Source organism: Paenibacillus sp. HGH0039 (genome assembly GCF_000411255.1).
Taxonomy (GTDB): domain Bacteria; phylum Bacillota; class Bacilli; order Paenibacillales; family NBRC-103111; genus Paenibacillus_F.
This window is the reverse complement of record NZ_KE150412.1, coordinates 146,390-172,761: the sequence shown is the minus strand read 5'-3', so window position 1 is coordinate 172,761 and position 26,372 is coordinate 146,390. Positions and strand designations below refer to the sequence as shown.

Annotated in this window: 27 protein-coding genes and 1 pseudogene; 23 read left to right on the top strand and 5 right to left on the bottom strand. The window is 49.1% G+C overall.

Translation table 11 applies throughout. The features are described from left to right. Positions 1–149: 149 nt before the first annotated feature. Complete coding sequence (locus HMPREF1207_RS00630) at positions 150–332, top strand: hypothetical protein (RefSeq protein WP_009676436.1); 183 nt, start codon at positions 150–152, stop codon at positions 330–332. Between the two features lie 9 nt (positions 333–341). Continuing rightward, complete coding sequence (locus HMPREF1207_RS00625) at positions 342–1,319, top strand: DUF1835 domain-containing protein (protein ID WP_009676469.1); 978 nt, start codon at positions 342–344, stop codon at positions 1,317–1,319. A gap of 121 nt (positions 1,320–1,440) precedes the next feature. Here HMPREF1207_RS00625 and HMPREF1207_RS00620 read toward each other — a convergent pair whose 3' ends face one another. Beyond that, complete coding sequence (locus HMPREF1207_RS00620; protein ID WP_016423357.1) at positions 1,441–1,980, bottom strand: helix-turn-helix domain-containing protein; 540 nt, start codon at positions 1,978–1,980, stop codon at positions 1,441–1,443. 148 nt (positions 1,981–2,128) lie between these two features. Here HMPREF1207_RS00620 and HMPREF1207_RS00615 point away from each other — a divergent pair, with 148 nt between their 5' ends. Genes HMPREF1207_RS00615 through HMPREF1207_RS00605 form a run of 3 tightly spaced genes read left to right on the top strand, consistent with a single transcriptional unit; the run spans position 2,129 to position 4,056 of the window. Further along, positions 2,129–2,368, top strand: a complete 240-nt coding sequence (locus HMPREF1207_RS00615) for a PLD nuclease N-terminal domain-containing protein (protein WP_016423356.1) — start codon at positions 2,129–2,131, stop codon at positions 2,366–2,368. Then, a complete protein-coding gene (locus HMPREF1207_RS00610) occupies positions 2,365–3,267 on the top strand; it encodes an ABC transporter ATP-binding protein (RefSeq protein ID WP_009676474.1) in 903 nt (300 codons plus the stop codon). Before HMPREF1207_RS00615 ends, HMPREF1207_RS00610 begins: the two co-directional genes overlap by 4 nt. Next, complete coding sequence (locus tag HMPREF1207_RS00605) at positions 3,268–4,056, top strand: ABC transporter permease subunit (protein WP_009676487.1); 789 nt, start codon at positions 3,268–3,270, stop codon at positions 4,054–4,056. Positions 4,057–4,185: 129 nt separating this feature from the next. Here HMPREF1207_RS00605 and HMPREF1207_RS00600 read toward each other — a convergent pair whose 3' ends face one another. Then, positions 4,186–4,563, bottom strand: a complete 378-nt coding sequence (locus HMPREF1207_RS00600; RefSeq protein ID WP_009676459.1) for a hypothetical protein — start codon at positions 4,561–4,563, stop codon at positions 4,186–4,188. A 386-nt stretch (positions 4,564–4,949) separates the two neighbouring features. Between HMPREF1207_RS00600 and HMPREF1207_RS00595 the strand changes: the two genes are divergently transcribed. The 3 genes from HMPREF1207_RS00595 (at position 4,950) to HMPREF1207_RS00585 (ending at position 7,527) form a co-directional block, all read left to right on the top strand. Beyond that, the gene (locus HMPREF1207_RS00595; RefSeq protein WP_009676488.1) at positions 4,950–5,288 is read left to right on the top strand and encodes an ArsR/SmtB family transcription factor; all 339 of its coding nucleotides are present in this window, start codon (positions 4,950–4,952) and stop codon (positions 5,286–5,288) included. Positions 5,289–5,323: 35 nt separating this feature from the next. After that, positions 5,324–5,833, top strand: a complete 510-nt coding sequence (locus HMPREF1207_RS00590) for an SRPBCC family protein (RefSeq protein ID WP_009676516.1) — start codon at positions 5,324–5,326, stop codon at positions 5,831–5,833. A gap of 245 nt (positions 5,834–6,078) precedes the next feature. After that, positions 6,079–7,527: a catalase gene (locus tag HMPREF1207_RS00585; protein WP_016423354.1), complete on the top strand. Its 1,449-nt coding sequence runs from the start codon at positions 6,079–6,081 to the stop codon at positions 7,525–7,527. A gap of 256 nt (positions 7,528–7,783) precedes the next feature. On the opposite strand, the gene HMPREF1207_RS00580 is transcribed toward HMPREF1207_RS00585, so the two are convergent. Beyond that, a complete protein-coding gene (locus HMPREF1207_RS00580; protein ID WP_009676508.1) occupies positions 7,784–8,278 on the bottom strand; it encodes a cytochrome P450 in 495 nt (164 codons plus the stop codon). A gap of 129 nt (positions 8,279–8,407) precedes the next feature. Between HMPREF1207_RS00580 and HMPREF1207_RS29585 the strand changes: the two genes are divergently transcribed. The 4 genes from HMPREF1207_RS29585 (at position 8,408) to HMPREF1207_RS00560 (ending at position 11,252) form a co-directional block, all read left to right on the top strand. Continuing rightward, a complete protein-coding gene (locus HMPREF1207_RS29585) occupies positions 8,408–8,779 on the top strand; it encodes an acyl-CoA-like ligand-binding transcription factor (protein ID WP_170318719.1) in 372 nt (123 codons plus the stop codon). Positions 8,780–8,883: 104 nt separating this feature from the next. Continuing rightward, entirely contained in the window at positions 8,884–9,363 is a 480-nt protein-coding gene (locus tag HMPREF1207_RS00570) for a cysteine hydrolase family protein (RefSeq protein ID WP_009676440.1), read from the top strand. A gap of 212 nt (positions 9,364–9,575) precedes the next feature. Further along, complete coding sequence (locus HMPREF1207_RS00565) at positions 9,576–10,478, top strand: SDR family oxidoreductase (RefSeq protein ID WP_009676512.1); 903 nt, start codon at positions 9,576–9,578, stop codon at positions 10,476–10,478. 213 nt (positions 10,479–10,691) lie between these two features. After that, positions 10,692–11,252 (top strand): NAD(P)H-dependent oxidoreductase, encoded by a 561-nt coding sequence (locus HMPREF1207_RS00560; protein WP_036739369.1) that lies wholly within the window; start codon positions 10,692–10,694, stop codon positions 11,250–11,252. A 79-nt stretch (positions 11,253–11,331) separates the two neighbouring features. Here HMPREF1207_RS00560 and HMPREF1207_RS00555 read toward each other — a convergent pair whose 3' ends face one another. Continuing rightward, the gene (locus HMPREF1207_RS00555; RefSeq protein WP_009676428.1) at positions 11,332–11,688 is read right to left on the bottom strand and encodes a winged helix-turn-helix transcriptional regulator; all 357 of its coding nucleotides are present in this window, start codon (positions 11,686–11,688) and stop codon (positions 11,332–11,334) included. A gap of 206 nt (positions 11,689–11,894) precedes the next feature. On the opposite strand from HMPREF1207_RS00555, the gene HMPREF1207_RS00550 reads away from it, so the two are divergent. The 5 genes and pseudogenes from HMPREF1207_RS00550 (at position 11,895) to HMPREF1207_RS00535 (ending at position 15,702) form a co-directional block, all read left to right on the top strand. Then, positions 11,895–12,719 (top strand): MerR family transcriptional regulator, encoded by an 825-nt coding sequence (locus tag HMPREF1207_RS00550; RefSeq protein ID WP_009676475.1) that lies wholly within the window; start codon positions 11,895–11,897, stop codon positions 12,717–12,719. Positions 12,720–12,757: 38 nt separating this feature from the next. Then, on the top strand, positions 12,758–13,780 hold the full coding sequence (locus tag HMPREF1207_RS00545) for a serine hydrolase domain-containing protein (RefSeq protein WP_009676421.1): 1,023 nt from the start codon (positions 12,758–12,760) through the stop codon (positions 13,778–13,780). Positions 13,781–13,978: 198 nt separating this feature from the next. Then, a pseudogene (locus tag HMPREF1207_RS30105) lies at positions 13,979–14,584 on the top strand (SDR family NAD(P)-dependent oxidoreductase); the annotation flags it as partial. After that, positions 14,576–15,154: a TetR/AcrR family transcriptional regulator gene (locus tag HMPREF1207_RS30705; protein ID WP_231392051.1), complete on the top strand. Its 579-nt coding sequence runs from the start codon at positions 14,576–14,578 to the stop codon at positions 15,152–15,154. The pseudogene HMPREF1207_RS30105 and the gene HMPREF1207_RS30705, both read left to right, overlap by 9 nt. Before the next feature lie 104 nt (positions 15,155–15,258). Next, the gene (locus tag HMPREF1207_RS00535; protein ID WP_009676520.1) at positions 15,259–15,702 is read left to right on the top strand and encodes an SMI1/KNR4 family protein; all 444 of its coding nucleotides are present in this window, start codon (positions 15,259–15,261) and stop codon (positions 15,700–15,702) included. A gap of 12 nt (positions 15,703–15,714) precedes the next feature. On the opposite strand, the gene HMPREF1207_RS00530 is transcribed toward HMPREF1207_RS00535, so the two are convergent. Continuing rightward, a complete protein-coding gene (locus HMPREF1207_RS00530) occupies positions 15,715–16,938 on the bottom strand; it encodes a leucine-rich repeat domain-containing protein (RefSeq protein WP_009676511.1) in 1,224 nt (407 codons plus the stop codon). A gap of 656 nt (positions 16,939–17,594) precedes the next feature. Between HMPREF1207_RS00530 and HMPREF1207_RS00525 the strand changes: the two genes are divergently transcribed. From HMPREF1207_RS00525 to HMPREF1207_RS00500, 6 genes are all read left to right on the top strand, one after another. Next, positions 17,595–18,374: a class I SAM-dependent methyltransferase gene (locus HMPREF1207_RS00525; RefSeq protein ID WP_009676507.1), complete on the top strand. Its 780-nt coding sequence runs from the start codon at positions 17,595–17,597 to the stop codon at positions 18,372–18,374. Between the two features lie 177 nt (positions 18,375–18,551). Continuing rightward, positions 18,552–20,216, top strand: coding sequence for a DUF6138 family protein (locus HMPREF1207_RS00520; protein ID WP_036739736.1), 1,665 nt, complete (start codon positions 18,552–18,554; stop codon positions 20,214–20,216). 177 nt (positions 20,217–20,393) lie between these two features. Then, a complete protein-coding gene (locus tag HMPREF1207_RS00515; protein ID WP_009676435.1) occupies positions 20,394–21,377 on the top strand; it encodes a helix-turn-helix transcriptional regulator in 984 nt (327 codons plus the stop codon). Between the two features lie 383 nt (positions 21,378–21,760). Continuing rightward, positions 21,761–22,534 (top strand): ABC transporter substrate-binding protein, encoded by a 774-nt coding sequence (locus HMPREF1207_RS00510; protein WP_231391988.1) that lies wholly within the window; start codon positions 21,761–21,763, stop codon positions 22,532–22,534. Between the two features lie 41 nt (positions 22,535–22,575). After that, entirely contained in the window at positions 22,576–24,408 is a 1,833-nt protein-coding gene (locus HMPREF1207_RS00505; RefSeq protein WP_009676484.1) for an ABC transporter ATP-binding protein, read from the top strand. Continuing rightward, the gene (locus HMPREF1207_RS00500; RefSeq protein ID WP_009676477.1) at positions 24,377–26,113 is read left to right on the top strand and encodes an ABC transporter ATP-binding protein; all 1,737 of its coding nucleotides are present in this window, start codon (positions 24,377–24,379) and stop codon (positions 26,111–26,113) included. The genes HMPREF1207_RS00505 and HMPREF1207_RS00500 overlap by 32 nt, the downstream gene beginning before the upstream one ends. The last annotated feature ends 259 nt before the right edge of the window (positions 26,114–26,372 follow it).

Here is a 26,372-nt window from a genome sequence, read left to right as displayed (position 1 = left end):
TCTTGTACCGTGTTTCTGGCGGCAGCATGATCGGAATAACTTTCCTGATCTAACTGGTTGGAACCAGATAAAGGGAAACGTCAAACCTAATTATGGTAAAATAAGTGAGTGCGGTATTTCTTTGTTATATACGAAAGAGGCGATAAAATATGAATGATGAAACCAATAAGGAAATATTAAAAGAACTAAGGAACTTAAACGAAAAAATCGATCATTTAATCGCCGCAAAAGGATTATCCGCCCCTCTTAAATTATTAGCCGTTTTTATCGGATTCGCGGTGATAGGTCCTATAGTTGTTGTAATTTTGTCGGCCTTGCTAAATTTATTCTAGATAACCGCTTTGGAACAAATCAGGAAGCTGAAAGAACGGGAAGCGCCGCTGGAAACATCGGTTTCCGAACTCATTGAACTGTATGACGAATTAATTGAATCCGCAGAAAAAAAGGCGGCCTGGGACCCGGTTCCGACCTGTACCCGTGTCCATTTTGTTGTAGGCTATTCCTTTGCGGGCAGCATAAAAGCGGCTCTGAAGCAGCTCAACTGGTCGGGCACACACAAGGTGATTACGCTGAGCGAGAACTACGCCATTGGACCGATTCATGGCTTGGACTCTTACGAAGGACGGAAAGCAAGGCGGGACTGGTTTCAGGACCATATTACCGAGCCCTTTGAAGTCTGCGATGACCCTGAAGAAGATTACGGTCAGTTACTGGAAAGGGTCAACAAAATTCCGGAGCAGGCGAAGGTAATTGTCTGGACCAGCCGCAACGCATGCGAGCAGACGGGAATGCTGCACGCGTTCCGTTTGCTTAGCGGGCGGTCAAATTCTTTAGCACTCTATGACGCTTGCACAATCTGCGAGGAACTTGATAATCGTCCGAATGCCACGATCAGCTACAGGCACTCGGGAGAGATTCCGTCAGATAAACTGCAAGCGGCGCTTGTCCGCATGGACGACAGTAGTTTCCTGAAGGATGCGGATAAGGCCAGATTGGAGCAAGAATGGCAAACAATCTCGAAGCAAAGCGGAGCACTTCGAATTTGGCGCGACGGCGCAGTGACTGAGGTGCCGGATGATTATTATGACATGTACTTGCTGGACAAGCTGGACAAGCTAAGACCAGCCTCCGATTCTCGTTATCTGAAAGCAGCCCGTCTAATTGGAGAAGCGATGGGCTGTTGTGAGCAATATATCGGAGACGCCTATTTTGAATTTCGGTTGAGGCAGTTGATTTATGAGGGTATTCTTGAGATTAAAGGTGTTCCCAGCTCAATGAGACGCTATAGCGTCAGACGTAAAAAGCTTTCGTCAAACTGAGTTCCGAGATTGTAAGGAACCTGTTCAGGATTTCCAGCGGCGCATGCAGCTATAACTCGGACCGCATAGGGACCGGAACAACAGAGAGGATGAAGGCAAGCTGTATCAGCATCTCAGACTTCTAAGCATCCGGAATAATCGTAAAGGCAATCGTTCGGACCGGTGCATTAGTATCTTTGCCCGCGGAATGGTAATACTTCGTCATCAATTCGTTTAATTCGTTCTGAAACTGACTGAATTGTTCCTCATCCAGCTTCATTTCTACCAATGAAAAAGTGGCGCCGTCTTCCCGGGTGTTTTGTTCTTCTATTTTTTTGAGATAAGTTTGATATTGAGTCATAAGGGATAGCTGATAATAGGAAACATAATCAAGCTTCTTTTCATGAGAAGCTTTTTTCCATTCTTCCACATTTAACTTCGCTTCAAGTTCATTCAGAACATAGTATTTTTCCACAACGGATTTCACTTTTTTTTCTTTAAGTACACGTAGGATTCCCGCATCCGACATCACCTGTATATGTCTATATAAAGTGGCTTGAGGTACGTCTTTGATGATTTTGACCATTTCCAAGGATGTCAGTCCCGTGTCTTTGTTCCTCATCAGCACTTGAGAGATTTTCATTCTTACCGGATGCATTAAAATTTCCGCTTTGTTAGCCATCATTTTCTCCTTGTGTGGGCATGAATTGGTTTTCGAAGCTCTGCGCTTCTATTCTTATTATAAATAATGAGAATAGGTATTGCAACGAACGCGCTTTGAAGTTAATATTATCGTTATCAATAACGATAATAAAAGAGGTGCTACACACATGCAGCTGCATTATGGGTTTGACGAATTAAAAGAAATTGACTTTATGGCTTTTATCCCTATGCTTCTCCCGTTTTTAGCCATTGGTACCCTGCTGGTTCTGATTGCCTTAATTGATCTATACCGGCACAGAACGACGAGAAAGAGCGTTCTCCTATGGACCTGTATAATCCTTTTCGTTCATACACTGGGTCCCATTCTGTACTTTGTGCTAGGCCGAAAGGATGACGTGAAACTATGAAATTGGAGATCAAGCATGTAAAGAAGGCCTATAAAGATAAAATTGCGGTAAATGATTTCTCGATGGAGCTTAGTACGGGGGAATGTGTCGGCTTAATCGGTCCGAACGGAGCGGGGAAATCGACTTTACTAAAAATGATTACAGATATGATCAAGCCGGACGAGGGCGAAGTTTTGCTCAATGGGAATAAAATAGCGCAAATGAAAAGGGAAATCGGCTACTTGCCGCAGTACCCAAACTTTTATCATTGGATGACAGCTCGGGAAACTCTTGCGTTTATGGGGCAGCTTTCCGGACTGCAAAAAGAAGAATTAATCCATTCAATCCCGGAGATTTTGGCTAAAGTTGGACTAAGGGAGGTCGGGAATTCAAAAGTCGGCACCTTTTCCGGCGGTATGAAACAGCGGCTCGGTATTGCACAAGCACTGCTGCACAAGCCTGCGCTCATCGTTATGGATGAACCGGTATCCGCACTGGATCCGATTGGCCGGCGGGAAGTGGTAAACCTGATCCGGGATATCAAACAAGATACCACGATTATATTGTCCACCCACATACTTAGCGATGCTGAAGAAATATGCGAACGATTTGTGATGATAAGCAACGGAATCAAAATAGAAGACACCACGATTGCCGAACTTTTCGCTCGCAGTAACAAAAACAAGCTGAGCATACAATGTACAGCGAAAGATTTAAAATGGATTGACGTTGCAAAAAAATTGCCTTACGTGAGAGAGATAGAAGTTACCGGGAACAGGATTGATATCGAAGTCGAAAATATCCAAACAGATAAAAACAGAGTATTGGAAAACGCTCTTGTTCATGAAGTGGACATCGTAAAATTCGAAATCCATACCGACACGTTAGAAGAAATTTTCCTGCAACTGGTGGTGAAGTAAATGAATACATTCTATGTGCTCGTAAAAAAAGAAGGGGTTCAAATGATACGTGAGCTAAAAGTGATATGGCTGCCGGTCGTTTTTATTTTATTGGGAATGACCCAGCCCATAGTGACTCATTACTTGCCATCCATTCTGGGAACATTAGGCAGTGGGAAGGGAATCACCATCGATCCGATTATGGCTGCTCAAAAAGGCGGGGAAGTTCTAGCCGGCACGTTGGGATCTCAATTTGATCAACTCGGCCTGATTATTCTTGCCGTCTCCATGATGGGGATGATTCAAAGCGAAAAGGCAAACGGCATGTTGGCTTTCATCCTGACACGACCTGTAACTGTCCGTACCTATCTAGCTGGAAAAATCATAACCCATTATTTGATGGCCGCTTTCAGTGTAGCAATGGGATACTTCGTTTCTTATGTATATGTTCATTTTCTTTTTACGAAGGTTCCGTTTTTCCAGATGATGACGGCCTTATTGCTTTATCTGGTATGGATTTGTTTTGTTACTTCTTTTATCACTATGCTCAGTACCCTTTTTAACAGCCAGAGTATGATTGCATTAACGGCGATTGTTTTGCTTATCGGTTCCCGGATTATGGCGGGTATAAGTCCGATCGTCGATTTAATAAATCCGGCAAGTATGAGCAAGCTGGCCATGGAATTGCTGATCGCAGGATCGATGCCTTCAAGAGAAATGGAGCATACACTCGTAACGCTTGTTTGGATTACGCTGATCCTCTTTGTAACGAATTACTGGATTTCGGGCAAAAAAATCAATTCCGATTAAGTAAACTGCATTGGACTGGACTTAGCGCGACAGGATACGCATTCTTTTTATGTACATTCTTCACAAATTTATGTGAAGAATATAATCATGGAGTTCACGAGAACAGATCAGGAAAAAACCAAATCCTATTTACATGATCGGACTAAGTGACGAAATAACGCTTAATTCGGATTGAAGAATACGCTGATCCGTGACAAGATTACCAAATCCATCGATGCCGAAAACGGAAAGTAACGCATTGGGTGTTGCGACGGAAGCCGTGTTAATTTGAACTTCATAAGAGACGTTCCCGGCAATAAAAAATTCTCTGACATTATAAGAGTTTGCAGGAACCACATACGTGACTAGATAGGCCGTATAGAAAGTAGTCGAATTTACAGAAGCGAATACCTGTACCGTAACGGTTACCGGGTTAGTCGTATCCAAATTCCTGACGTTCATCACAATGTTGGAAGATGCGGTGCCTACGTCTCTCGTATTGGTAATTAAACCTGTTGAAAATGGCATACATTTTCCTCTCCTTTTGGTAGATTTGCTGTAGGATATGAACGGCTGCTAGTGATTGATTGGATTATCATCTACGGGCAAGAGAAATGGATAAGATCCGGTATAAAAAAACAATAACGACGACCGTAATCTGGAAACGAATCGTTATAATGAACCATGATTTTGGAGATAAATACCGATATTCGCATAAAAAAAGACTTCAGGTTTTACGAATCGTAACGATGATAGAAGCGGTCGTCCGGCAGGAATGATGACTCTATAAGCGTTACAAATATTCCTTTACAGGAATATTCCTTATATGGTATATTGATTTCAGCAAGAAAAAGTAAACCGAACAACGACTCCGGACACTTACCTACAAGACCGGCAGAGAATGGATGATGACCATGGACGCTCGCGTTATGAGTGCTCTTGCCGAGCCGAACCGGCTGTTGATTTTGGAGCTGCTGCGGGAATGTCCGCTCACGGTAGGGGAAATTGCGGAGCGGCTGCAGATGCGCCAGCCTCAGGCATCGAAGCATTTGCGTGTTCTGAGCGAAGCGGGCCTTGTTAAGGCGCAGGCGGATGCGAATCGGCGAATCTACAGTCTTCAGCCGGACCCTTTCCGGGAGCTGGATGAATGGCTGGAGAGCTACCGCGTCATCTGGGAGGAACGATTCGATCGTCTGGACGACTATCTGCAGAAGCTGCAGGGCCGGGAAACCGGGGAAGATCGGCAAGATTGACGGAAGAGAACCCAATTATTGAGGAGGAATTTACAATGACAAATCCAATCACTTCCAAGGTGGAAGACAAGACCCTGACGCTGGAGCGCGTATTCAAGGCTCCCCGCGAGCTGGTGTTCGAGGCTTTCTCGCAGGCCGAGCACCTGAAGCTCTGGTGGGGACCGCGAGGCTGGAGCATTCCGGTATGCAGCATAGATTTCCGTGTCGGCGGCGTTTGGCATTATTGCATGAAATGCGAGGACAAAAATCAAGGCGAATTCTACGGGATGGAATCGTGGGGCAAAGCGGTATACAGCGAGATCCAGGCACCGGAGAAGATCGTGTACACGGACTATTTCTCCGACGCGGAAGGCGGCATTGCGGAAACGATGCCGACCACGGTCTGCACGCTGACGTTCACCGAAGTTGAAGGCGGCACCAAAGTCGTCAGCAGAGGCGAATATGCAACGGCCGAGGGCTTGAAGCAGGTGCTGGATATGGGTATGCTGCAAGGCATCACCGAAACGTGGGATCGTCTGGGCGAGCACCTGGAATCGATTCAGTAGAACAGCCGGTCGGTCACGCGGCCAGTCATCCTTAAAATCTATACATGAGAGAAGAGGATCACTCCCCGGAGTGATCCTCTTTATCGATAGCCGTCTAGGGGCATTTCCGGAGCCGGGCGCGTGACGTGGCAGAAGATAGAGTCATTGTCGTTCCCGGATAGAGGGTACAGGGGTATAAATGTTCCGAAGCTCCACATATACAATAAGGTATCCGTAAAAATGGACGTGTGGGAGGGACAATGATTATGGAAGGAAACAACGGACGGTTTCAATCAGACGCAACATCTCCACGCAGCGGTTCGCCGCAAAGATCTTCAGCGCAGCATGTACCGAGAGAGGAGCCTCCTAGAGGTCACATTCCTGCGCAAGGGGCGGGGAACATACCGGCAGCATTTCATTCACAGACGGTAGGCGAAAGAGGTCCGGTACTCGAACAGGACAATATTTTACACGAAACACTGGAAACCTTTGTACATACAAAAATTATCGAAAGGCCGGTGCATGTGAAAGGCAGCGGTGCCTTCGGTTACTTTCAGAACGTCCATTCCATGGCGGCTTATACCAAGCTCTGCTTTTTACAAAGTCCCGGCCAGCAGGTTCCCGTTACCGTTAGGTTTTCCCTCGCCGTCAGCAATAAAGGCACCCCGGATACTTCCCGCAATGTGCGCGGTTTCTCCACCAAGTTTTACACGGAACAAGGTGTTTTTGATTTGCTCTGCAATCATATCCCCGTATTTTCCGTACGGGATGCCATTCGTTTTCCGGAGTTCGTTCAAGCCTTTCTGCCCTCGCCGGTAAACAACCTGATCGATCCGGAGCGGATGTGGAGCTTTGTCGCCAGAGCGCCCGAATCCACTCATTTCCTGGTCCGGCTCTACTCGGACGCGGGTACGGTCAAAAGCTTTCGCCATATCCCGGGCCATAGTGTAAACACCTATGTGTGGAGAAACGCGCAGGGCGTCCGCACTTATGTAAAATACCACTGGATCCCGTTTGCCGGCGTGCAGGTTATCGACCGCCACGAAGCGGCCCGATTGAGCGAGAATCCGGATCTTGCAGGCCAAGATTTATTCGATACCCTGGCAGCGGGCAACACCGTTGAATACGGGCTGCATGTACAGCTTATGAACCCGGACGACGAGGCCAAACTTCCTTTTGATCCGCTGGATGATACCAAGGTCTGGGACGAGAGGCAATATCCTTTGGTGCCGGTAGGCCGGCTGGTACTGAACCGCAATCCGGACAACTATATGGATCAGGTGGAGAAAATAGCTTTCTCGCCGTCCAATCTTTTGGATGGAGCCGAGCTATCGGACGATAAGCTGCTGCAAGGACGTGCGAACATTTACTGGGATTCTCAGCGCCGGCGGTTGGGGCCGGATTTCCGCAAAATCCCTGTCAATCATCAGGAAAATTGGTCGCCGGATTCCCTTGTGACCAGCGGCAGCGGCAGATATGTGGAAGGCCGTCTCGTGCGGACCGATCTGCCCGAACCGGATAATTTTACACAGGCCGGCCAGTACTATCGCGCTCTGCCTCCTGTGCAGCAAGAGCATCTGGTGGATAACCTCTCTGCCGATCTTGCCGGTATATCCCAAGGAACGCAAAGCATTGTCTTAAACTATCTGTACCACGCCTCGGCGGAACTGGGAGAACGGGTTGCCCGGCACATTCAAATGCAGACTAAAGGATAATGATCCAGAAAATGAAGGACCCCTCAGGGCGGCACGCATGGTTGGACCTGCTTAGAGCGCAATCTGTTTTATAACAAGGATAGGTGTTCTTGTCTTTGGTACCGGACAAGAATATCTATCCTTTTTCCGTATTACCGGCAGCATTCTGTATTTCAGGCAAATCACAGAGGCGGAGCAGGAAAGGAAAAGCTGTACGATTCGGCGTCAGCCAAGGCCAGACTCCGCCGTCCCAGTCATTCGTGCAATCGTTTTATTGTCAAAAAGCGACGGGAAGGGAGGTTATTCCCTGCGAGCTCAGCGTGAAACTCCAGGCGACGCTCTCCCGGGGGACGCTGAGCCGCAGATTAGGCAAGCGCCTTAGCAGGGTGGTAAAAGCGATGTCACCTTCCACTCGGGCAAGCGGAGCCCCCAAACACATATGGATGCCTTGTCCAAAGGCGAGATGGCGATGGATTGTACGAGTGATGTCGAGCTCCTCCGGCTGCGTAAACTGATTTTCATCGCGGTTCGCTGATTTCAACACGGGAATGACGATATCGCCCTTCCTGATCGCCTGTCCGGCAAGCTTTAGATCTTCCGTTGCAAAACGCGGTCCGGCTATGGTGGCAGGTCCATTGAAGCGCAGCAGCTCTTCGACGGCGGAAGGAACCAGGCTAAGATCGGATGCTTGCGGGAACGCAAGAAACGTCAGGCACAGGCTGCCATTGAAGAAGCGGCGCTCCGGCTTTTTCAGCAAAAGGGCTACGAACAAACTTCCATCCAGGACATAGCTGATGCGGTGACGATGTCTCCGCGTACTTTTTTTCGCTATTATGCGTCCAAGGAAGAGGTCCTCTCCGGGCTCATTCATACCATACAGAGCGACGGTGTCCGTACGCTCATGCACGTTGCGTCAACGGCATCGCCGCACACTGCGCTGCGGGAAGTTTTTGGGTATCTGGCGGGCAGGTATCAGGAGCAGCGGTCCAATCTTTATATCCGTCATCAGATAGCCATGCAGACCCCGCCCATGGCTTCCTTGTTTCTGTATGCGCTGCTGGAAACCGAGCCGGCCATCTGCGAAGCGGTTTGCTCCCGCCTCGAACCGGCAAGGGACCGCAATGAGATGCGCTTCTTGGTCGCGGTCTATATGGCGGCATTACGTGTCTCCCTGGAGGAGTGGCTGGAGCATGAGGAAAGCCGTGATCTCGTCTCCCTGCTGTACAGCCATTTGGACTGCTTCTCTACCGAGCCGAAGCGAACCGATGAATGAACGCTAATTTGCTTGTATAGAGGTACTGCAAAAGAATGTACAACTCTTACCTGGTTTTGGTATAGTGAAGAAAAAAACACCACTGAATGCGAGGAAGTGAAGCAGTGAACATTGCACTTTTAATCGTCGATATGCAAATGGATTTCCTGCAAGACCGTCCGGTGGCAACCGCAAGCGCGTATATTAATCATACCGCTCAAATTTTGCGTTCCGGCGGACATCAAGTCATCCATATCCAGGATGTAGAAGAGGCCGGGACGATTAGTCCGGAACGGCTTGAGTTCATCCCCGAGATTCAAGTGGAGAAAGACGACCTTGTCGTGAAGAAGACGTTCTCCAATGCTTTCTGGCGAACGGATTTGGAACAAATTCTGCTTGACCGCCAGATCGGCCTTGTTGTGATAGCAGGCTTTGACGCGGGGAATTGCGTCTTATTTACCTACAATGGCGCGATTGAGCGCGGGTTTAAGGCTGCTATTTTACAAAATGGAATTTTGAGTGCCAAAGAAGATCTTATTGCCCTGACATACCGAGATCGGCATGTGATTTCCTATCCGGTCATTGAGTTCATGGTTCAGTCATAACCGGCAAGAAAGGTACAAATTCGAACATCCGCGAAACCGCGGATTTTTTTATTTTCAGGGAGAAAATAAATAAGGAAACGTGGTGTTAACTGTATGGCAGGATTCTTAGAGGGTACCGTTTAAATGTCCCCGATCCTGGTTACAAAGAGAAGTGTCAGACACTTTTCAGACCCTGCCGATGATACAGATAAGACCAAGAGGAGGACTTCACTATGCCTGAACAAGATCAATATAAAGTGCAAGATCCAACCGCCCAATATCCGAAGCCGACACCTGAATGGAAGCAAAAGCAGCCTGAGCCGGGTCTCCAAAAGAAAATGACTCCTGTGCCCGATGCAGGGGAGACAAGCTACCGCGGAACCGGACGATTAACCGGACGCAAAGCCGTGGTGACGGGAGCCGACAGCGGAATCGGCCGTGCGGCGGCGATTGCTTTTGCCCGTGAAGGTGCCGACGTGCTGTTGTCTTACTTGCCGGAGGAAGAGGCGGATGCGCAAGAGGTCGTCAAACTGATCGAAGAAGCCGGCCGTAAAGCCATTGCTTTTCCTGGCGATCTGAAGGACGAGCAGTACTGCGAGCAGCTGATTGCGACCGCGGTAGATAAACTGGGCGGAATCGATATTCTGGCCAACGTGGCCGGCATGCAGCAGTTCGTCGAGAACATTGCGGATCTGACGACCGAACAATTCGATGCCACTTTCAAGACCAATGTCTACTCTCTCTTCTGGCTTTGCAAGGCCGCGGTCAGACATATGAAGCCGGGCGGCTCCATCATTAACACGTCCTCCATTCAAGCGTATAAACCGTCCCCGATTCTTTTGGATTATGCGACTACGAAATCCGCGATTAATACCTTTAGCAAAGCCCTCGCACAGCAGGTAGCGAGCAAGGGCATCCGGGTAAATGTGGTGGCGCCGGGCCCCGTATGGACGCCCCTGCAAGTTGCGGGCGGACAACCGACCGAGAAGCTGGCGGAATTCGGTACGAATACGCCGCTTGGCCGTCCGGGACAGCCTGCTGAAATGGCTCCGGCTTTTGTCTTCTTGGCCAGTCAGGAATCCAGCTATATCAGCGGGGAAACCCTTAACGCTAACGGCGGTACGCCAACGCCTTAACCTTAGCGGAATTCATGTTCAAACCGTTAACTAAAAACCTTTCCGGTCTTAATTAAGATCGGTAAGGTTTTTTTAGGTTCAACAACGAACGGACCAACAAGAACCCGCCACACTCACCTTTATGTAAGTACCTGTACTAAAAGTGCATACTTACATATTTGTAGGCTGGACTCTATACTCAAGAAGTAAATACACTTTTAGGAGGAGAGCACTCTGAAAACTCTTGTTATCGTCACACATCCGAGCCTGGAAACATCCGTCATTAATAAACGCTGGGTAGAAGAACTCAAAAAATACCCGGAAAAATATACGGTACACGAATTGCATAAAGTTTATCCTGACGGAAACATAGACGTGGAGAGAGAACAGCAGCTGATTGAATCGCACGGCAACCTTGTTCTGCAATTCCCTGTGTATTGGTTTAATTGTCCGCCTCTTCTAAAAAAATGGCTCGACGATGTTCTTGCTTATGGCTGGGCCTATGGTTCTAACGGCGATAAATTAAGGAATCGCAAAGCGGCTTTAGCGGTTTCTGTCGGAATTAAAGAAGAAGACTACAGGGAAGAGGGGAAGTACCGCTATACGCTTGAACAGTTGCTAACCCCTTTTGAAACGACCTTCCGATACTGCCATGCGGACTATCGTTCGTTCTATGCGTATTACGGTACAGAAACCGAGCCTGGCGAAAATGAACCCGGTGCGGAAAATGAACCGCCGGCAAACAATTTGGATAAAAGCGCACAAAAGTATGTGAGTTTTATTGATCATCTTTAAGAGGCAATTATATTGAACTATAAAAAAGAAGTATTTCCTCAGGGGAGATACTTCTTTTTTTTGAACTAATACCTTTTGGCTACCGCTGTACAGCCTGGGGATCGGGCAAATTGTTCTCGCCCCACTCGCACATCATGTTCAGCAGCGGAAGGAGAGATAGGCCGCGTTCCGATAAAGAATACTCGACTTTAGGAGGAACTTGAGGGAATTCCTTGCGCAGGATAAGCCCGTCTGCCTCCATCTCTTTTAACATGACACTTAAGGTTTTAAAAGAAATGCTTCCGATACTTCGCTTCAGCTCATTATGCCGCATCACCTTGTTCTCGGCCAGCCAATACATAATGATCATTTTATATTTACCGCCTATTAAAGACAACGTATAGCCAAAGCCGGTGTCTTTTAGTGCCACGCCGGAGGGAACACAGGTTTCACGCATAAATTACACTCTCCTTTGGGTGAGTATAGGACATAAATAGGGATACAATCTAATAGATCATTATGCAATTTTTTGGTAGGAATGTAAAGGCAGACGGCTTTTGCGGTTGACTTTGCCCCTAGGGTAAGCTGTACAGTGAAGGTGAACAAAGCAAGGATAGTTAGACCGTATCGTTCGTAAAAAATAAGAAGAAGGGAGGTGACCTCTTGCTGTCGATCGGGGAGTTCTCGAAGATTTGCGAAGTGTCTACAAAAACGCTCCGGTATTATGATGAGATCGGATTACTCCATCCGGATGAGATTAACCCGGAGAACGGGTATCGGTATTACTCCATCCGGCAGCTTAAAAAGATGCTTTTGATCAACCGGTTGAAATCTTATCACTTTTCTCTGGAAGAAATCAAAGCCATGCTGGAAATGGAAGGGGATCAATCGGAAGAAAAGCTTTGTTCCGCTCTTCATCGCAAGAGAAAGGAAATACAGGAGAAGCTGACTGCTTTTGAATACACTCTAAACCAGATTAGCACGGATATTTTAAACGTACAGAAAGGTATCCCCATTATGTCCCACCTGGACCGGATAGAAGTGGAGCTAGTTGAAACCCAGCCCATGAATATCCTGTATACGCGTCAAATGATGAGCCGGGATGACTTTATTCGAGGATATGAGAACTATTTTGGCAAACTGTATGAAAAGATCGCGGTTGAAAAACTGACCCTGCTTGGCACGCCAATGACCATTTATCACAGCTCGGAATACAATCCTGCCGGCAATGATACAGAGTTTGCCATCCCGGTAGGGGAGTTCGTAAAGGGAACACGGGATTTGCCCGGAGGTCTATGCGCGAAGTCCGTTCTGGAGGGTGCTTATTCGGAATTGACCACGGTGTATGCCAGACTGATGGAGTGGATCGAGAATGAAGGATATCGATTGGTAAGATCCCCTTACGAAGTGTATGTAACCGATCCCACCCAAGCCGAAGATTCCGATGATATTGTGACCGAGGTATATTTTCCTGTAAAGAAAAAATAGCAGAAAGACCTGACATTATCTTTGGGGAGGTATCTATCGTGCAAAAAAACGACTGGCCGACTGCAGAATGGCAAGCCGCAGACCCGGCGCTCGTAAGACTGGACCCTGAAAAGCTTGCAGAGCTTGAACCTGTCATCCGATCCGAGTACAGCAATATAAACGGTGTGGTTATCGTGAGGAATGGAGCTATCGCTTGCGAGAGCTATTACAACGGCTATGGCCCTGATGATACGCATCATGTGGCATCGGTAACGAAAAGCATCCTGTCCGCCCTCATTGGCATTGCCATAGATACCGGTTTTATTAAACACGTGGACCAGAAGGTCCTGGATTTCTTCCCCGAATATGTTCCCGATGCCGCCGATAGCCAGAAACGGGAAATCACCTTGCGCCATCTTCTCACTATGACGGCTCCTTATCCATTCGAGGATTGGCACGAACCGCTGGACAAGATGTGCATGCAGCCTGACTGGGTAAAGTATACGCTGGATATGCTGGGCCAAAAAGGGGAAATCGGAACTTTTAAGTATTCCACCGCGGGGGCGCACCTGCTGTCAAGCATCCTTACTCGCAGCACAGGAAAAAGCGCCCGTGAATTCGCCAATGAACGATTATTCAGACCCATCGGCATGAAAGAGATCCCGGATTATGAAATGGAATCATTCGGGTTCGAGGACTTATTCGGGAAGAAGGTAAGAGGGTGGGTTCAAGACCCGAACCGGATTTCCACCGGAGGATGGGGACTTACGCTGACTCCCCGTGACATGGCGCGTTTCGGTCTTCTATATTTGAACCGTGGCTTATGGAATCATCATCCGATTATTTCCGGGACATGGGTGAACGAATCCACGGCAATGAACGCAAATAATTACGGATATTTATGGTGGTTACGTGAAGAGGACGGGGTCTATGCTTACTCGGCAATGGGGGACGGGGGGAATGTCATTTGTTGTATCCCGGAAAAAGACCTGGTCCTGGCAATTGCATCCGAATTTGTCGCTCATCCCCGGGACAGGTGGACACTGATTAAGGATCATGTGATCCCGGCTGTGTTAGACTAGTCATTACCGCCAAGCTGTAAGACAATACATAGAACATGCTTAACGCTTCTCCTGATGGGGAAGCGTTAAGCATCGTTGTGCAGAAGCCAACGAGTGATTCTAAACCAAAGCGTGGCTTTCGTTATTTGACATAGCCGCTTAAGCATCCCTATAATTTAAATGAACACCTGTTCAATAACTCCTTTGGAGGGAATCCACATGAGACTCGAAGGTAAAGTGGCGGTCGTCACCGGCGCCGCATCGGGCATGGGCAAAGCGATTGCCGAGCTGTACGCGAATGAAGGAGCAAAAGTCGTCGTTTCCGATTTGAATGTCGAAGGCGCGGAAGCGGTTGCGGCCGGTATTAAGGCGAACGGCGGCGAAGCGACCGCGGTAAAAACCAACGTTGCCGACCTGAACGATATTCATGCCATGATCGACACGGCTGTCACTAAATACGGCACGCTCGATATATTGGTCAACAATGCCGGTATTATGGATAATATGGCGGCAGCGGGCGATGTAGACGACGACAGATGGGATCTTATTTTCGACATCAATACGAAAGGCGTCATGCGTGCGATCCGTAAGTCGATTCCGATCTTCCTGGAGAAAGGGAAAGGCGTTATTATCAATACGGCTTCGACTGGCGGTTTCAGCGGAGCGCATGCGGGCGCCGCTTATACGGCTTCCAAACATGCCGTCATCGGCCTCACTAAAAACACGGCCTTCATGTACGCGCAAAAAGGCATTCGCTGCAATGCGATCGCACCGGGCGCTACGATGACGAACATCGCTTCGACGATCACCAATTCTATGAATGAAACCGATTTAAGAGTCATAAAGACGAAGAAAGCGCTACATCAAGCGCTCCTAGCCTTGTTAAAAACACAATCGCTCGAAGCGATCACCGTGTCCGCTCTCTGCCGCGAGGCTGCCGTAAACCGGGGGACTTTCTACTTGCATTACACAGACATCGGGGCTTTGTTCGATGAGCATCTCCATTTTTTGCTTCAAGATTTGGAGGATTCGTACAACGAGCCTTATCGCCATGTGGTACATGTAAACCCGAGCGAACTCGACCCTTCGACGATTCGTATCTTTCATCATGTGAAGAAATTCCAGTCGTTTTACGAGATCGTATTCGAGAAAAAGTCGCCGCTGGCTTACTATTATTCCTTGTTAGCGAAAATAAAAAGCCTGATGCGGACTAACTCGCAGGTTTATCCTTTGGGGGATAGAGATCTCTCCCTGCTGGTTGCTTATCAGGCCAACGCGATTATGGGCTTGCTTCTCCAATGGAGTGAAGACGGCTTTGCCCGCAGCCCGGAATATATGAACGAACAGCTCACTTATTTTTTAAGGAAACCCGATAAAGGTTCGTTCTCCGAATAAACTTCAGCGGACGGGCATGTATGGTTTGATCACCTGAAAAAATTCGGCCGGATGCGGTGGAGAGCTTGAACCGCAGCTGATTCGGCAGGGAAGGGGATTTACCTATGAAAAAGGCGTTAATGGACAGATTAAAGGCTTTCCTTCACCGGGAGGATAACAGTACACTGGCAGGCAGTCCGGCGAGCCAACAGGAAATAGCTCATGCACAGCAGCAGTTGGGCGTAACCTTTCATGAGGATTATGTGCATTTTATCCGGACGTTTGGGGGAGCGTATGCAGGTCTTGCGGTGTATGCGTTTTCTAACGGCTCCAGTCTCGGAAATGAAACGGTTATCGATTTGACGCTGGGGTACCGGGAGCAATTCAAGGAGCTTCCCTTAGCAGAGGTTTTGCGAACCGGCTATGTCATCTCAATGGATGGTTCCGGTAATCCGATTATCATCGATCAGTCCGGACAGGTCATCTTCTGTGATCACGATACCGGGGAGATCAAGTTATTGGCGGATTCCTTCGAAGCGCTGATCGAAGAACATTTTTATGAATGGTGAGTTACGGATTGCCTAATAGGTTTCATAGACGAGCTGACTGTTCAATTCATGCTTGCGGGTAAATACGGCGTAAATGTACAGCTGTCCGGCTGGAGACTCGCCTGCATCGTAGCCTATCCGAAAGGCGGCGTCTTTATCGAATACGAGCTCGGACAGGACTAATTCGGTAACATCTTCGTCAGGATGTGTGCGGGCAATCAGGTCTGCTGCCTGCTCATGAAGCTGATCCAGTCGTTCCCAGGTCTTCCTGATCACCGGTGACAGACGTTTCATATCCGCCTTGGCGGGTACATCGGCTCTAACGGATAGTTCCTTGTCCTTATAACGAAGTGCGGTTTGATAGGAACAAAACGAGCTGTCGTATTGAAAAGTACCCATTCCTTTGACCGTATGATCCGGCTCAACGATCAGATTATCGGCATAATCCAGCCGTTTCAGCATCGGATTACAACGAGTATGGAGTTCCGGGAGTTTATTTTCCGAGCAGTAAAGCTCGTTCAAAAGCGGATTGTGACTGAGATCCAAGCTTGTAAGATGATTCTGGAAGCATCTTAAACTTTCTAAAACCGGGCACTGAGATACGTCCAATTGCTTCAAATGATTGTTGTTGCAGCGTATTTTAACGAGGCCGGCGCCATCTTGTATAATCAATTCGATCAAATAATTGCTTCCGCAATCCAGGTACATGAGGGATGCATTCCGCTTCAGTTCCAAATTGAATAGGGAATTGTAGGAGCAGTTAAGTTCCTGCAGATTGGGGTTTTGCTCTACATGCAAGTCTGAAATCATGTTCCAGCAGCAGATCAACTTGGTGATCATAGGATTGCGGCTGACATCCAGGTTCCTAAGCCGGTTAAAGCTGCAATCCACCGCTTCCAACTGCACATTGGCCGTCAAATCTAGGGAATAAATCTCGTTGTTGCTGCAGGACAGCTCTTTCAGTTTCGAGTTATGGCTCGTATCCAGCAGATGAAGGTTATTTCTCTTGCATTCGAGTCGTTTAAGGTGCGCATTTTGGCTGATGTCAAGTTCCGTCAAGTTATTAAACGAGCAATCAAGCTCCTCAAGAGAAGTGAAGTGTTCAAGCCCTTTCAGACTGGAAAATTGCAGATTCGTAAGCTGAAGGGAGACGATTCCCTCCACATCGCCTGTTTGAATCCGACCGGGATTCTCGCTAAAATGGTCCAGAACATACGTTTTAAAACGTTCATCCATGAAATCTTGGGTAATATCCATGACAAATCTCCCCGCGATATGGTTTTTCCGTTCATTCGGCAAAAAGCCTTGTCATACGACAATCTTTAACAGCTTTAAAGTAATCTATTTCCAAAATTATTGCAAGTCTAAGCCCTTCTACTAAAATGGGAATTCGCTGTAGGACAATCCCTACGGATGTAAGCAAGGTATGCAAAAAGTTCTTCGGAATCTTATTGACAGGTTCGCAAAATCGAAGCTATTATAGATTCGTAAAGTCTTTAACTAAAGTGAAGAAAATGAACTATTCGAGAGCGACGAACTATGCCTCAGCGAGGATTCGCCGTGCGTTATCCGACAAGGGATGTTCACTGCCGAGGAAGCGATGGATCGGCATCTGAAGAACATCATAAGGATCGGATTTGCCTCTCAAGCCGCATTGTCCGTGTTAGTAGAAAGCGGATTGTTAAGGTTGGACCAATTATAGATATAAAATATCTTTTAAGTATATGAAGTGGTCTGTTGCCGATGTGTTGGGCGGGACTACCACAGTGGAGTATACGCAGCCGGGGATTCTGTCTATGTGATGCCTTCCCGATTGATTTATACCAAAGCCTCCGGCAGGAAGAAGCGTTGGCCGCCGCTGTAGACCTCACGGAAGAGAATTTCCAGTCATACAAAAAAAGGAGACAAAACTTATGAGCAGCGAACTTTCTAACAACCACCGGAACCCGAAAGTGTATCCGGAGCATCCGGATGTTGGTGTCAAACCGGGAGCGGAGGCCTTGGCCCTGCTGCAGCCGCGAACCGGAGAACGAATCCTGGACGTAGGATGCGGGAACGGTGACCTGACGGCGGAGATCGCGGCTGCGGGAGCGGTACCTACGGGTATCGATCTGTCGGAAGAGATGGTGAGAAAGGCCCGACAGAAGTATCCTGAACTGAACTTTCAGGTGAAAGACGTTTGTCAGTATCGGACTGATGTCCGATTTGATGCTGTGTTCTCCAATGCGGCTGTGCACTGGATCAAGGATGCTCCCGCTGTTGCCCGCACCATCTGGCTGGCTCTCCGGGAGGGAGGGCGATTCGTTGCCGAATTCGCCGGCAGAGGGAACGTTGCCGCGCTGACCACCGCCATGGAGCAGGAGCTGGAAGCTCGTGGCTATGCGTGGGCGGGACGGAGCCCGTGGTATTTTCCCACGATAGGCGAATACGCCAGCCTGCTGGAGCAGACCGGCTTTCGCGTTATGCTGGCTCAGCACTTCGACAAGCCCACTCCGCTTAAGGGAGATATCGGAGTCAGGAAATGGCTGGACAGTTTCGCCGATTATTTCTTCCGGGACGTCACCTTAGCTGACAAAGCGTCCATCTACCGTGCTATCGAGGCAAAGGTTAAACCCCACCTCGTCCGTGAAGGTCAATGGATGATGGACACAAGCCGGTTACGCATCGTCGCCGTCAAGGAATCCCTTGATTGAAGTGATGCCGCCCTACGGGCCTTCATACCTCCCGGATTACAAACAGCTAGGATTGGAGAAACGGGATCTAAAATCATATTAGTCCTGCTATCAGATGTTTTCGTATGGTAAAATAAAGTAAATATCCTTAATTAGAAGGGATTTTACGGTAGCCATATAAAGGAGCATCAGATGGACATGGATCTTACTCTAGAAACGATTCTGGACGAAATGAAACGGCAAATCGATAAATGGGCGGCCTACATTAGCGATAAGGACGCGGACCAAATCGTGAAGCGCACTTCGCTTCAGGTAGGCATTCACGATTACGCTCTGCTGGAATACGCCAATGGCAGGACAAACGTGTCGGATAATAATCTTGACTTTACAGTGCCGGGAGCTGCGGCCAGACGAGGCAATTCCGCGGAAACCCTGACAGAGGAACAAGTGAGGGAGCGGATCGTTCCGGAACTTGCTGCTTATATCGGGCAAACATTGGACGCTCTGACGCCTGCGTTAATTGATTATCATTTTACCTTCACTGGAAAATTCCGGACGAGGGAAGGCGAGGTCCGCGTTCGTATTTACGAATACGTCAACGAGACGAAGAAGAAACAACTGCTGGAACGAATCTCTTTCTACATCGAGAAAAAGCTCGAAGCGGGAAAATATCCGACCAAACCTTTGGAGACGTTTTTCCTGTCCAGACATCTGCTTGACGAGCGGCTGTTTCCGAACATGGATGTCGGGCGGATTATTTCCCTTTTCGAGAAGATTCAACAAGTGAATAAAGGGAACAAACATCTTGCCGAACATCGGAACTACCTGACAGTGGCTTTGCGGAATTGGGCGGAGGATCAATGGCTGCCCCGTTATTTTGATCAGGCAGGGACACAGTTCCAGAAACAATATAAGAAAAAAAGCGAGGCTTGGCTGGAAAATACCGAGCAGGGTCCGATCGAGCTTATCATTTATGCCGCAATCTTGATTCTGAAATACGAGCCCTCCTACAGCAGAACCACGGGGCTGGCTATGTTGGATTGCGCGATCGAGCTGGGAAGTGCCAGGGCAAAACGTCTTACTGTGGAAGGCAGCGGCACATACGCCAAGGAAGACGTCTGCTTTCGCGACGAAGTGGCGGAATGTACAGCCAATGATGTGTTTGCCGAGGTGACCCTTGTTATTAAGCGGGAAACGGAGGAGAGCTACGGTCGTGCGCTCTGGTTTCTGACTCGCTTGTTAAGCCTGGGTTTTCCCAAAAGCTATCAGATCAAGCTGAAATCCGGTCTCAAACAAGGGCTGCCGATCAAAGGGCTGGCCAAGTCGGGAACACACCGCTTCTTCGCCCAAGCCTTGGAATATCCGAATTTGCATCCCTTGCTGGAGGAGTACGCCCGAGCGGCGATGGAACCGTTCGAATGGTATGCGGATACGGAAGGGGAAAAGAATTGCATGCCCGGCAGCTATGCCGTCTTCGGCCTCGGATTGGCGGATCGGGCCTATTTTCCGTTAGTTGAAGATTATATGGGGAAGATTGACGCAGAACATCAGTCCGTTCAGAACCACTTCACAGTCGCTCTGGCCGAGCGGCATGGCGTTAACGCGGAGACAATTCCTACGCTGGTGAAATGCATGCTGCACAGCACGGATTCGATGAAGCTGAAGATCAAAGCGGATATGGAAGACGATACGCATCTCAGAGTGCTGCTTGAACAGGTTCGCGGCCTTCAGTCCTATGAGGTGGCGCATATCAATTATTTGATCTGGGGCGGAACAGATAAGTTGAAGAAAATGGCCGCCAAGGAGGAAGGGGATCGTCGGCAACGGCTTTCCGAGCTGCTGCAGCTCGCCGGCCACCAGTAATCATCGTGCGTTCCTCCTAGTTAAAGAAGTCGCCAAACGGGCGGCTTTTTTTGATTTCGTGCTAGAAATTGTTCTTCTATACCATGAACCCTAAAATGAACTTCTTGACAATGATAATGATTATCAATATCATTAAGACAGCCAGCGATTAGAAAAATTCGGAATGGTGGGAAAAGGATGACTGAATCTGTTCATGACAACGTGAATCAGTTTTTTGATCAAATGGATTTTTTCTATCGTTCTTTGAACCGGACAGAGAATATGGAGAGAAGCGATTCGACAGGTGAAGGTTTTGCTTTGCGCATCGTACCGAGACCTGAACTGATTATTGTTCTCACCAATTGTACGTTATACAAGAACAAACAAGTTAATTTCCGGTTCGACATTCCGATGGTGGAACTGTCGATCTGTCTGGAAGGGGAGGGAGTCGGACAAGTTAACGGCTTTGAGATTCCACTATGTCCGAATACGGTTAATCTCGGTCTTATGGGACATGGGGCCGGAGAATTTTGTTTTGCCGGCGGCCGCTCTCTCGTAACGGCGAGTATTTATATTCCGGTATCGTCTTTCAATCATTATCTTGAAAACATCGCCCAGGGCAAAACGGCCGATTTCCATCGTCTGCTCGGCTCCAAATCATTCCATCAGTACAGACAAGCGATAAATCCCGCCATGCTCCAGCTCGTCCGGCAGCTTATTCATATGCCTTTCTCCCAGGCAATCCGCAACATCCATATGGAATGTAAAGTTCTTGAGTTGCTCTCTTTATCGTTTCAGCAGCTGCTGTTTGAAAACGATCCCGGTCCTTCCTCGTTTTCCATGACTCGAAGCGAGCTGGAGAAGATTCGCCGCGCGAGGGAAATTTTGCTGGAACGGATGGAGTGTCCGCCGTCTTTGCTGGAGCTGTCCCGGATCGCCGGGTTAAACGATTTTAAATTGAAAGCCGGATTCAAGAAAGTTTACGGTACGACCGTATTCGGATATTTGCGCGAGCAAAGACTGGAAAAAGCGAAACAATTGCTTCAGAGCGGCCGGTTTCGGGTGGGGGAGGCTGCGGCTTACGTGGGATATACGAATTCCAGTTATTTTGCCGATGCTTTCCGCAAGCACTATGGGGTTAATCCGGGAGAATTCATGAGGAGTTCCTCGACTGTTTTTTGATCGCTACGTTCATTCATTTAAGAGACGCCGGATGCCTGCATCCGGTGTTTTTTTTTATTAGATTCGCCCGATAAAAAAATCCGTCTGACCGCTTTAAAATCCGTATGGAGGCGGCAAGGAAGAAAGAATTGGTATAGGATGTTGGTTGATCGAGAGTGAAAATCATTATCAACAAAGAGAGAGGGTTAGCACACATGATACGCAGCCGTATAACGTTACCTTTTTGGGCAGCAGCCCTGTGTATTCTTCTTCTGACGGGATGTTCCCATGCAGAGAAAACCGTTTCCCCGGAAGCGGGTAGTCCGTCAAGCGGACCCGCAGCACAAACGACCGGTGAAAAGGGGGCGTTCCCGCGTACGATCCAACATGCGAAAGGGTCGCTTGTGATCGATAAGAAGCCGGAGAAAGTAGCTACCCCCTACATCGTTTATTTGGACTACTTGACCGTACTCGGCGAGCCGCCGCACGCTTCGCAGGGGATGGATATGATCGGCAGTTTCCCTAATTTGAAGAAACGGCTCGAAGGCAAGCAGGTAATGGATCTTGGCCGGGAACCGAGTATGGAAAAGCTGCTGGCCGCATCCCCCGATTTGATTATCTCGGAAGATGAAAACAAATTTACGGAATACAACAAAATCGCCCCGACTGTCATTATACCGCACAGCGAGGACTGGAAGGCGCAGCTTCGGATCATCGCTAAAATCATCGGAGCCGAAGAGAAGGCGGAAAGCGTCATTGCCGATTATGAAAAAAAAGCGGCCGAATACAAAGAAAAGCTGGCGTCAAAACGAGGAGAGACGGTCTTAGCCGCCATGTTCAGCGGAAAAGAGTTCACTTCTTTCAACAGGAGCCGGATGGGGGTTTTCTATGAGGATCTGGCATTAACACCGGTCGAGGCGTTTAAGCAGGGAGGAAATTTTAATCTGGAAGGACTGGCGGAAGCCGATCCGGATTACCTGTTCGTTGTGAATAACTATGTCCAGCCCGTTGCCGGCGGTGTGATGGCTTCGATGAAGGACAACCCGATCTGGAACCGATTAAAAGCGGTGAAGAACAACCATGTATTTGTCCTGGACGACAGTTCGGTTATCGGGCCGATGCCGCTCGGAAAAATCGTGGCGATCGATGAGATTATGAAAGCCATGAGCGGACAGTAAATCGGGGTAAATCCACTGTTAATAGAATAGGAGCGAATCTTATGAGCAACAAGTCCGGCGTGGCCCGGCTGCTGCAGATCGCGGAAGAGAAGCGAGGTCTTCTCGTAGTTTCCGGTATATTGTCCGCACTTAGCGCGATCGGCCAGCTGATTCCCTACATATCGGTTTATTTTATCCTGAAAGAGCTGCTTGCTCATGCGGCACATCCTGCCGAAGCGGACGGTATGTTCATGGTCCGCTGGGGAATCATCGCCCTGCTGGGGCTAATCGGGAGTCTTGTTCTGATGTACGCGGGAGGATTGATATCCCACATCGCTGCCTTCCGGATTTTGTACGGCCTGCGAATCAAGCTGTCTTCCCACATCGGAAAGCTGCCTTTAGGCTGGCTGAACGGCACGTCTACCGGAGCGGTGAAAAAGACACTGGAGCAGAACGTGGAGAAAGTTGAAACATTCGTCGCCCATCAACTGCCGGATCTCGTTCACGTCGCGGTGACAACTCTTCTCATGATTACCGTGATGTTTTACTTAAACGTATGGCTGGCATTTGCCTGCATCGTGCCGATTCTGGTCGGCTTCGGCGTACAAATCATTCTGATGACAGGACCGGAGACGAAGAAAAACGTTAAAAAATACCATGATGCGCTGGAGAGATTAAACAGCTCGGCGATTCAATATGTGCGCGGAATGCCGGCCGTGAAGGTGTTCGGGCAAACGGTGCATTCTTTCCGAAAATTTTATGCCGATATGATTTACTATCGTGATTACTGCGTGAAATTCACTGACCAGTTTCAGAACGGTTTTCTGATTTTTAAAGTGATTCTGGTTTCGTTTGCGGCCTTCGTGCTGCCGGTCGGCGTATTTCTGCTCAGCCGCGATCCGGGCAACGTCGCCTTCGCTTCCGTGCTGCTGTTTTTCCTTGTCATGGCGCCGGGTGTGTCGGCTCCGATGTTTAAGATTATGTACTTGATGTCAACCCTGCGTGATATCGGCGAAGGGGTAGAACGTATCGACCGTCTATTGGCGGAAAAACCGATCCCGGAACCCGAACGCCCGGTTAAACCGGATCAATATGACGTCACATTCGATAAGGTGAGCTTCTCGTACGAGGCGAAAGCCGGAAGCGGCGAAGCGCTCTCGAATATTTCGTTCATCGCCGCACAAGGGCAGGTTACAGCGTTGGTCGGCCCGTCCGGAGCGGGCAAATCTACCGTAGCGAATCTGGTTCCCCGCTTCTGGGACGTTAATCAGGGCGCTATCCGTATCGGCGGTGTCGACGTGCGGGATATGTCTGTTACGGACTTAATGGATACGGTCGCTTTTGTCTTTCAAGAGACATTTCTCTTTTACGATACGGTGTATAACAACATCGCGGTAGGCCGGCCGGGCGCCGCTGCGGAAGACGTATATGCGGCCGCAAGAGCGGCACAGTGCCATGAGTTTATCGGCAGGCTCCCCCAAGGTTACGAGACCCGGATCGGCGAAGGCGGCGTTTACCTGTCAGGGGGCGAGGAACAGCGGATTGCCGTAGCGCGTTCTATCTTGAAAAACGCGCCCGTTCTCGTACTGGACGAAGCTACCGCATTCGCGGACCCGGAGAACGAAAATGAGATGCAGCTTGCCCTCAAAGAGTTGATCCGGGGGAAGACGGTTCTTGTTATTGCCCACCGGCTCCATGTAATCCGCGATGCGGATCAGATCCTTGTTCTGAGCGGCGGTAGACTTACCGAACAAGGTAAGCACGACGAGTTGGTTGCCGCAGGCGGCCTCTACGCCAGAATGTGGCATACCTACACGGATTCGGAGAAATGGCATATCGGCATGAAGAAGGAGGCGACAGACGATGGATTTACTGCGCAACATCACGGCAGGTAACCCCCGCGCGTTGATCAAGCCGGTGTTTTATACGACGCTGGCCAATCTGATCGGAATTATTCCGTTCGCTCTGCTAGTGGAAGCGGCACGGCTCATTTTCGAACCGTTTGCGTCACCCGGGGCCACTCTTCAAGCAGAGCGGCTGTGGTGGGTGTGCGGAGGCATGGCCGCCTCTCTGGTCCTTATGTATGTCAGCGAAGTTCCGGCATACCGTTCCCAATTCCGTCAAGCATACAGCGCCGCGGCGGAAGGGCGGACGCGCTTGGCCGAACATTTGCGCAAGCTGCCGCTCGGTTTTCTGAACAAACGGGATCCCGGAGATCTCGCAAACATGATGATGGGCGATTTTACTATGGTCGAGCATGGTATTTCTCATCTTGTTCCGCAAATGATCGGCGCGCTTGTCATGCCGGTTCTCGCTATTGCGGGATTGTCATTCCTGGACTGGCGTATGGCGCTTGCCTTATTCGCCGCGTTTCCGCTCGCTGTCGCGCTCGTGATGCTGACTTCCGGAATTCAGCATAAGCTTGGCGCCAACCATATGCGCGCCAAAATCGATGCCGCCAACCGTCTGCAGGAGTATCTGAACGGCATCCGTGTCATCAAAGCATACAACGTGACGGGGGAGAGCTTTACAAGGCTGACCCTATCGTTCAGGGAGCTGATGCGGCAAAGCATCCGGATTGAAGGGCTGCTCGGGCCGATCGTCCTGAGTGCGATTGCCTGTATCCGCGCCGGCCTTACCTTCATGATCATGGTCGGCGTTCATCTTCTGCTTGGAGGCAGCCTGGATCTGGTCGTGTTCGTTTCTTTTCTCATCGTCGGCACCCGGATTTACGATCCGCTAACCGCGGCGCTTGTAAATTATGCGGAATTCCGATATCACGAACAAGCGGGTGAACGCATTGTACGGCTTCTTCAAGAGCCGGTTATGCCGGGTAAAAGCCAGCCTCCGGCGGCTTATGATATCGAACTGGAGCAGGTCACATTCGGTTATAACAGGCAAACGGTGCTCAGTGAAGTGAATCTGTTCATCCCAGCCGGTACGTTTACGGCACTTGTCGGTCCTTCGGGCAGCGGCAAAAGCACGGTTTTGCGTCTGATCGCGCGTTTCTATGATCCTGTTGGGGGAAAAGTTCTTCTGGGCGGCGAAAATATCCGGGATATGGAGCCCGAAGCGCTGCTGAGCAAAGTATCCATGGTCTTTCAGGATGTGTATCTGTTTCAGGATACGATCGCGGGCAACATCCGCTTCGGACGCAATAACGCCACGATGGAAGAGATCGAGGAAGCGGCGCGCCAGGCTTGCTGCCACGATTTCATCATGAAACTTCCGAACGGTTACGACACACTTGTCGGAGAAGGAGGAAGTACGATCTCCGGAGGCGAGAAGCAGCGGATTTCCATTGCCAGAGCGCTTCTCAAGGATGCACCTATCGTCTTGCTTGACGAAGCTACGGCGTCACTGGACCCGGAGAACGAGGCTGTCATTCAGCAGGCGATCGACCGGCTTGTACAGGGCAAAACCGTCATCGTCATTGCGCATCGTCTGAAAACGGTGCGAAGTGCGGACAATATTGTCGTGCTGGATAACGGCAGCATCGTCGAGCAGGGCAGCCATTCCAATCTTCTGGCCGCGAAAGGGTTGTACGCCCGATTGTGGGATATCCAGCAGCAAACAGATACTTGGAAAATGATTGAATAAAACAGTTACTTTAATTTAATAAACGGTTGAGAGACGAGTTTATCCGTGTGAGGATCGCCGGGGTGAAGATTCAAACCGATGCGGCGAGAGACTTCTTGATCGCCAAGCTGGGCCTTACAAGAAGGTGTTATATTCTCGCAGAGAAGGAGACATTCCGTTACAGGGTCTCCTTTTTTTGTTAAAAAAATATTGTGATAGGCTCGGATCCGGCTTATAATATGGAAGATGTATCCACCAAGTGTCTGCTACGCTACTAAGG

Coding starts and splice junctions, on each gene's coding strand:
- HMPREF1207_RS00590 (WP_009676516.1), top strand. CDS start 5,324: ATGACAAATCCAATCACTTCCAAGGTGGAAGACAAGACCCTGACGCTG.
- HMPREF1207_RS00630 (WP_009676436.1), top strand. CDS start 150: ATGAATGATGAAACCAATAAGGAAATATTAAAAGAACTAAGGAACTTA.
- HMPREF1207_RS00620 (WP_016423357.1), bottom strand. CDS start 1,980: ATGGCTAACAAAGCGGAAATTTTAATGCATCCGGTAAGAATGAAAATC.
- HMPREF1207_RS00530 (WP_009676511.1), bottom strand. CDS start 16,938: ATGGATATTACCCAAGATTTCATGGATGAACGTTTTAAAACGTATGTT.
- HMPREF1207_RS00520 (WP_036739736.1), top strand. CDS start 18,552: ATGGATCTTACTCTAGAAACGATTCTGGACGAAATGAAACGGCAAATC.
- HMPREF1207_RS00600 (WP_009676459.1), bottom strand. CDS start 4,563: ATGCCATTTTCAACAGGTTTAATTACCAATACGAGAGACGTAGGCACC.
- HMPREF1207_RS00595 (WP_009676488.1), top strand. CDS start 4,950: ATGGACGCTCGCGTTATGAGTGCTCTTGCCGAGCCGAACCGGCTGTTG.
- HMPREF1207_RS00565 (WP_009676512.1), top strand. CDS start 9,576: ATGCCTGAACAAGATCAATATAAAGTGCAAGATCCAACCGCCCAATAT.
- HMPREF1207_RS00555 (WP_009676428.1), bottom strand. CDS start 11,688: ATGCGTGAAACCTGTGTTCCCTCCGGCGTGGCACTAAAAGACACCGGC.
- HMPREF1207_RS30705 (WP_231392051.1), top strand. CDS start 14,576: ATGAATGAAACCGATTTAAGAGTCATAAAGACGAAGAAAGCGCTACAT.
- HMPREF1207_RS00615 (WP_016423356.1), top strand. CDS start 2,129: ATGCAGCTGCATTATGGGTTTGACGAATTAAAAGAAATTGACTTTATG.
- HMPREF1207_RS29585 (WP_170318719.1), top strand. CDS start 8,408: ATGCACGTTGCGTCAACGGCATCGCCGCACACTGCGCTGCGGGAAGTT.
- HMPREF1207_RS00505 (WP_009676484.1), top strand. CDS start 22,576: ATGAGCAACAAGTCCGGCGTGGCCCGGCTGCTGCAGATCGCGGAAGAG.
- HMPREF1207_RS00535 (WP_009676520.1), top strand. CDS start 15,259: ATGAAAAAGGCGTTAATGGACAGATTAAAGGCTTTCCTTCACCGGGAG.
- HMPREF1207_RS00610 (WP_009676474.1), top strand. CDS start 2,365: ATGAAATTGGAGATCAAGCATGTAAAGAAGGCCTATAAAGATAAAATT.
- HMPREF1207_RS00605 (WP_009676487.1), top strand. CDS start 3,268: ATGAATACATTCTATGTGCTCGTAAAAAAAGAAGGGGTTCAAATGATA.
- HMPREF1207_RS00585 (WP_016423354.1), top strand. CDS start 6,079: ATGGAAGGAAACAACGGACGGTTTCAATCAGACGCAACATCTCCACGC.
- HMPREF1207_RS00500 (WP_009676477.1), top strand. CDS start 24,377: ATGGATTTACTGCGCAACATCACGGCAGGTAACCCCCGCGCGTTGATC.
- HMPREF1207_RS00525 (WP_009676507.1), top strand. CDS start 17,595: ATGAGCAGCGAACTTTCTAACAACCACCGGAACCCGAAAGTGTATCCG.
- HMPREF1207_RS00515 (WP_009676435.1), top strand. CDS start 20,394: ATGACTGAATCTGTTCATGACAACGTGAATCAGTTTTTTGATCAAATG.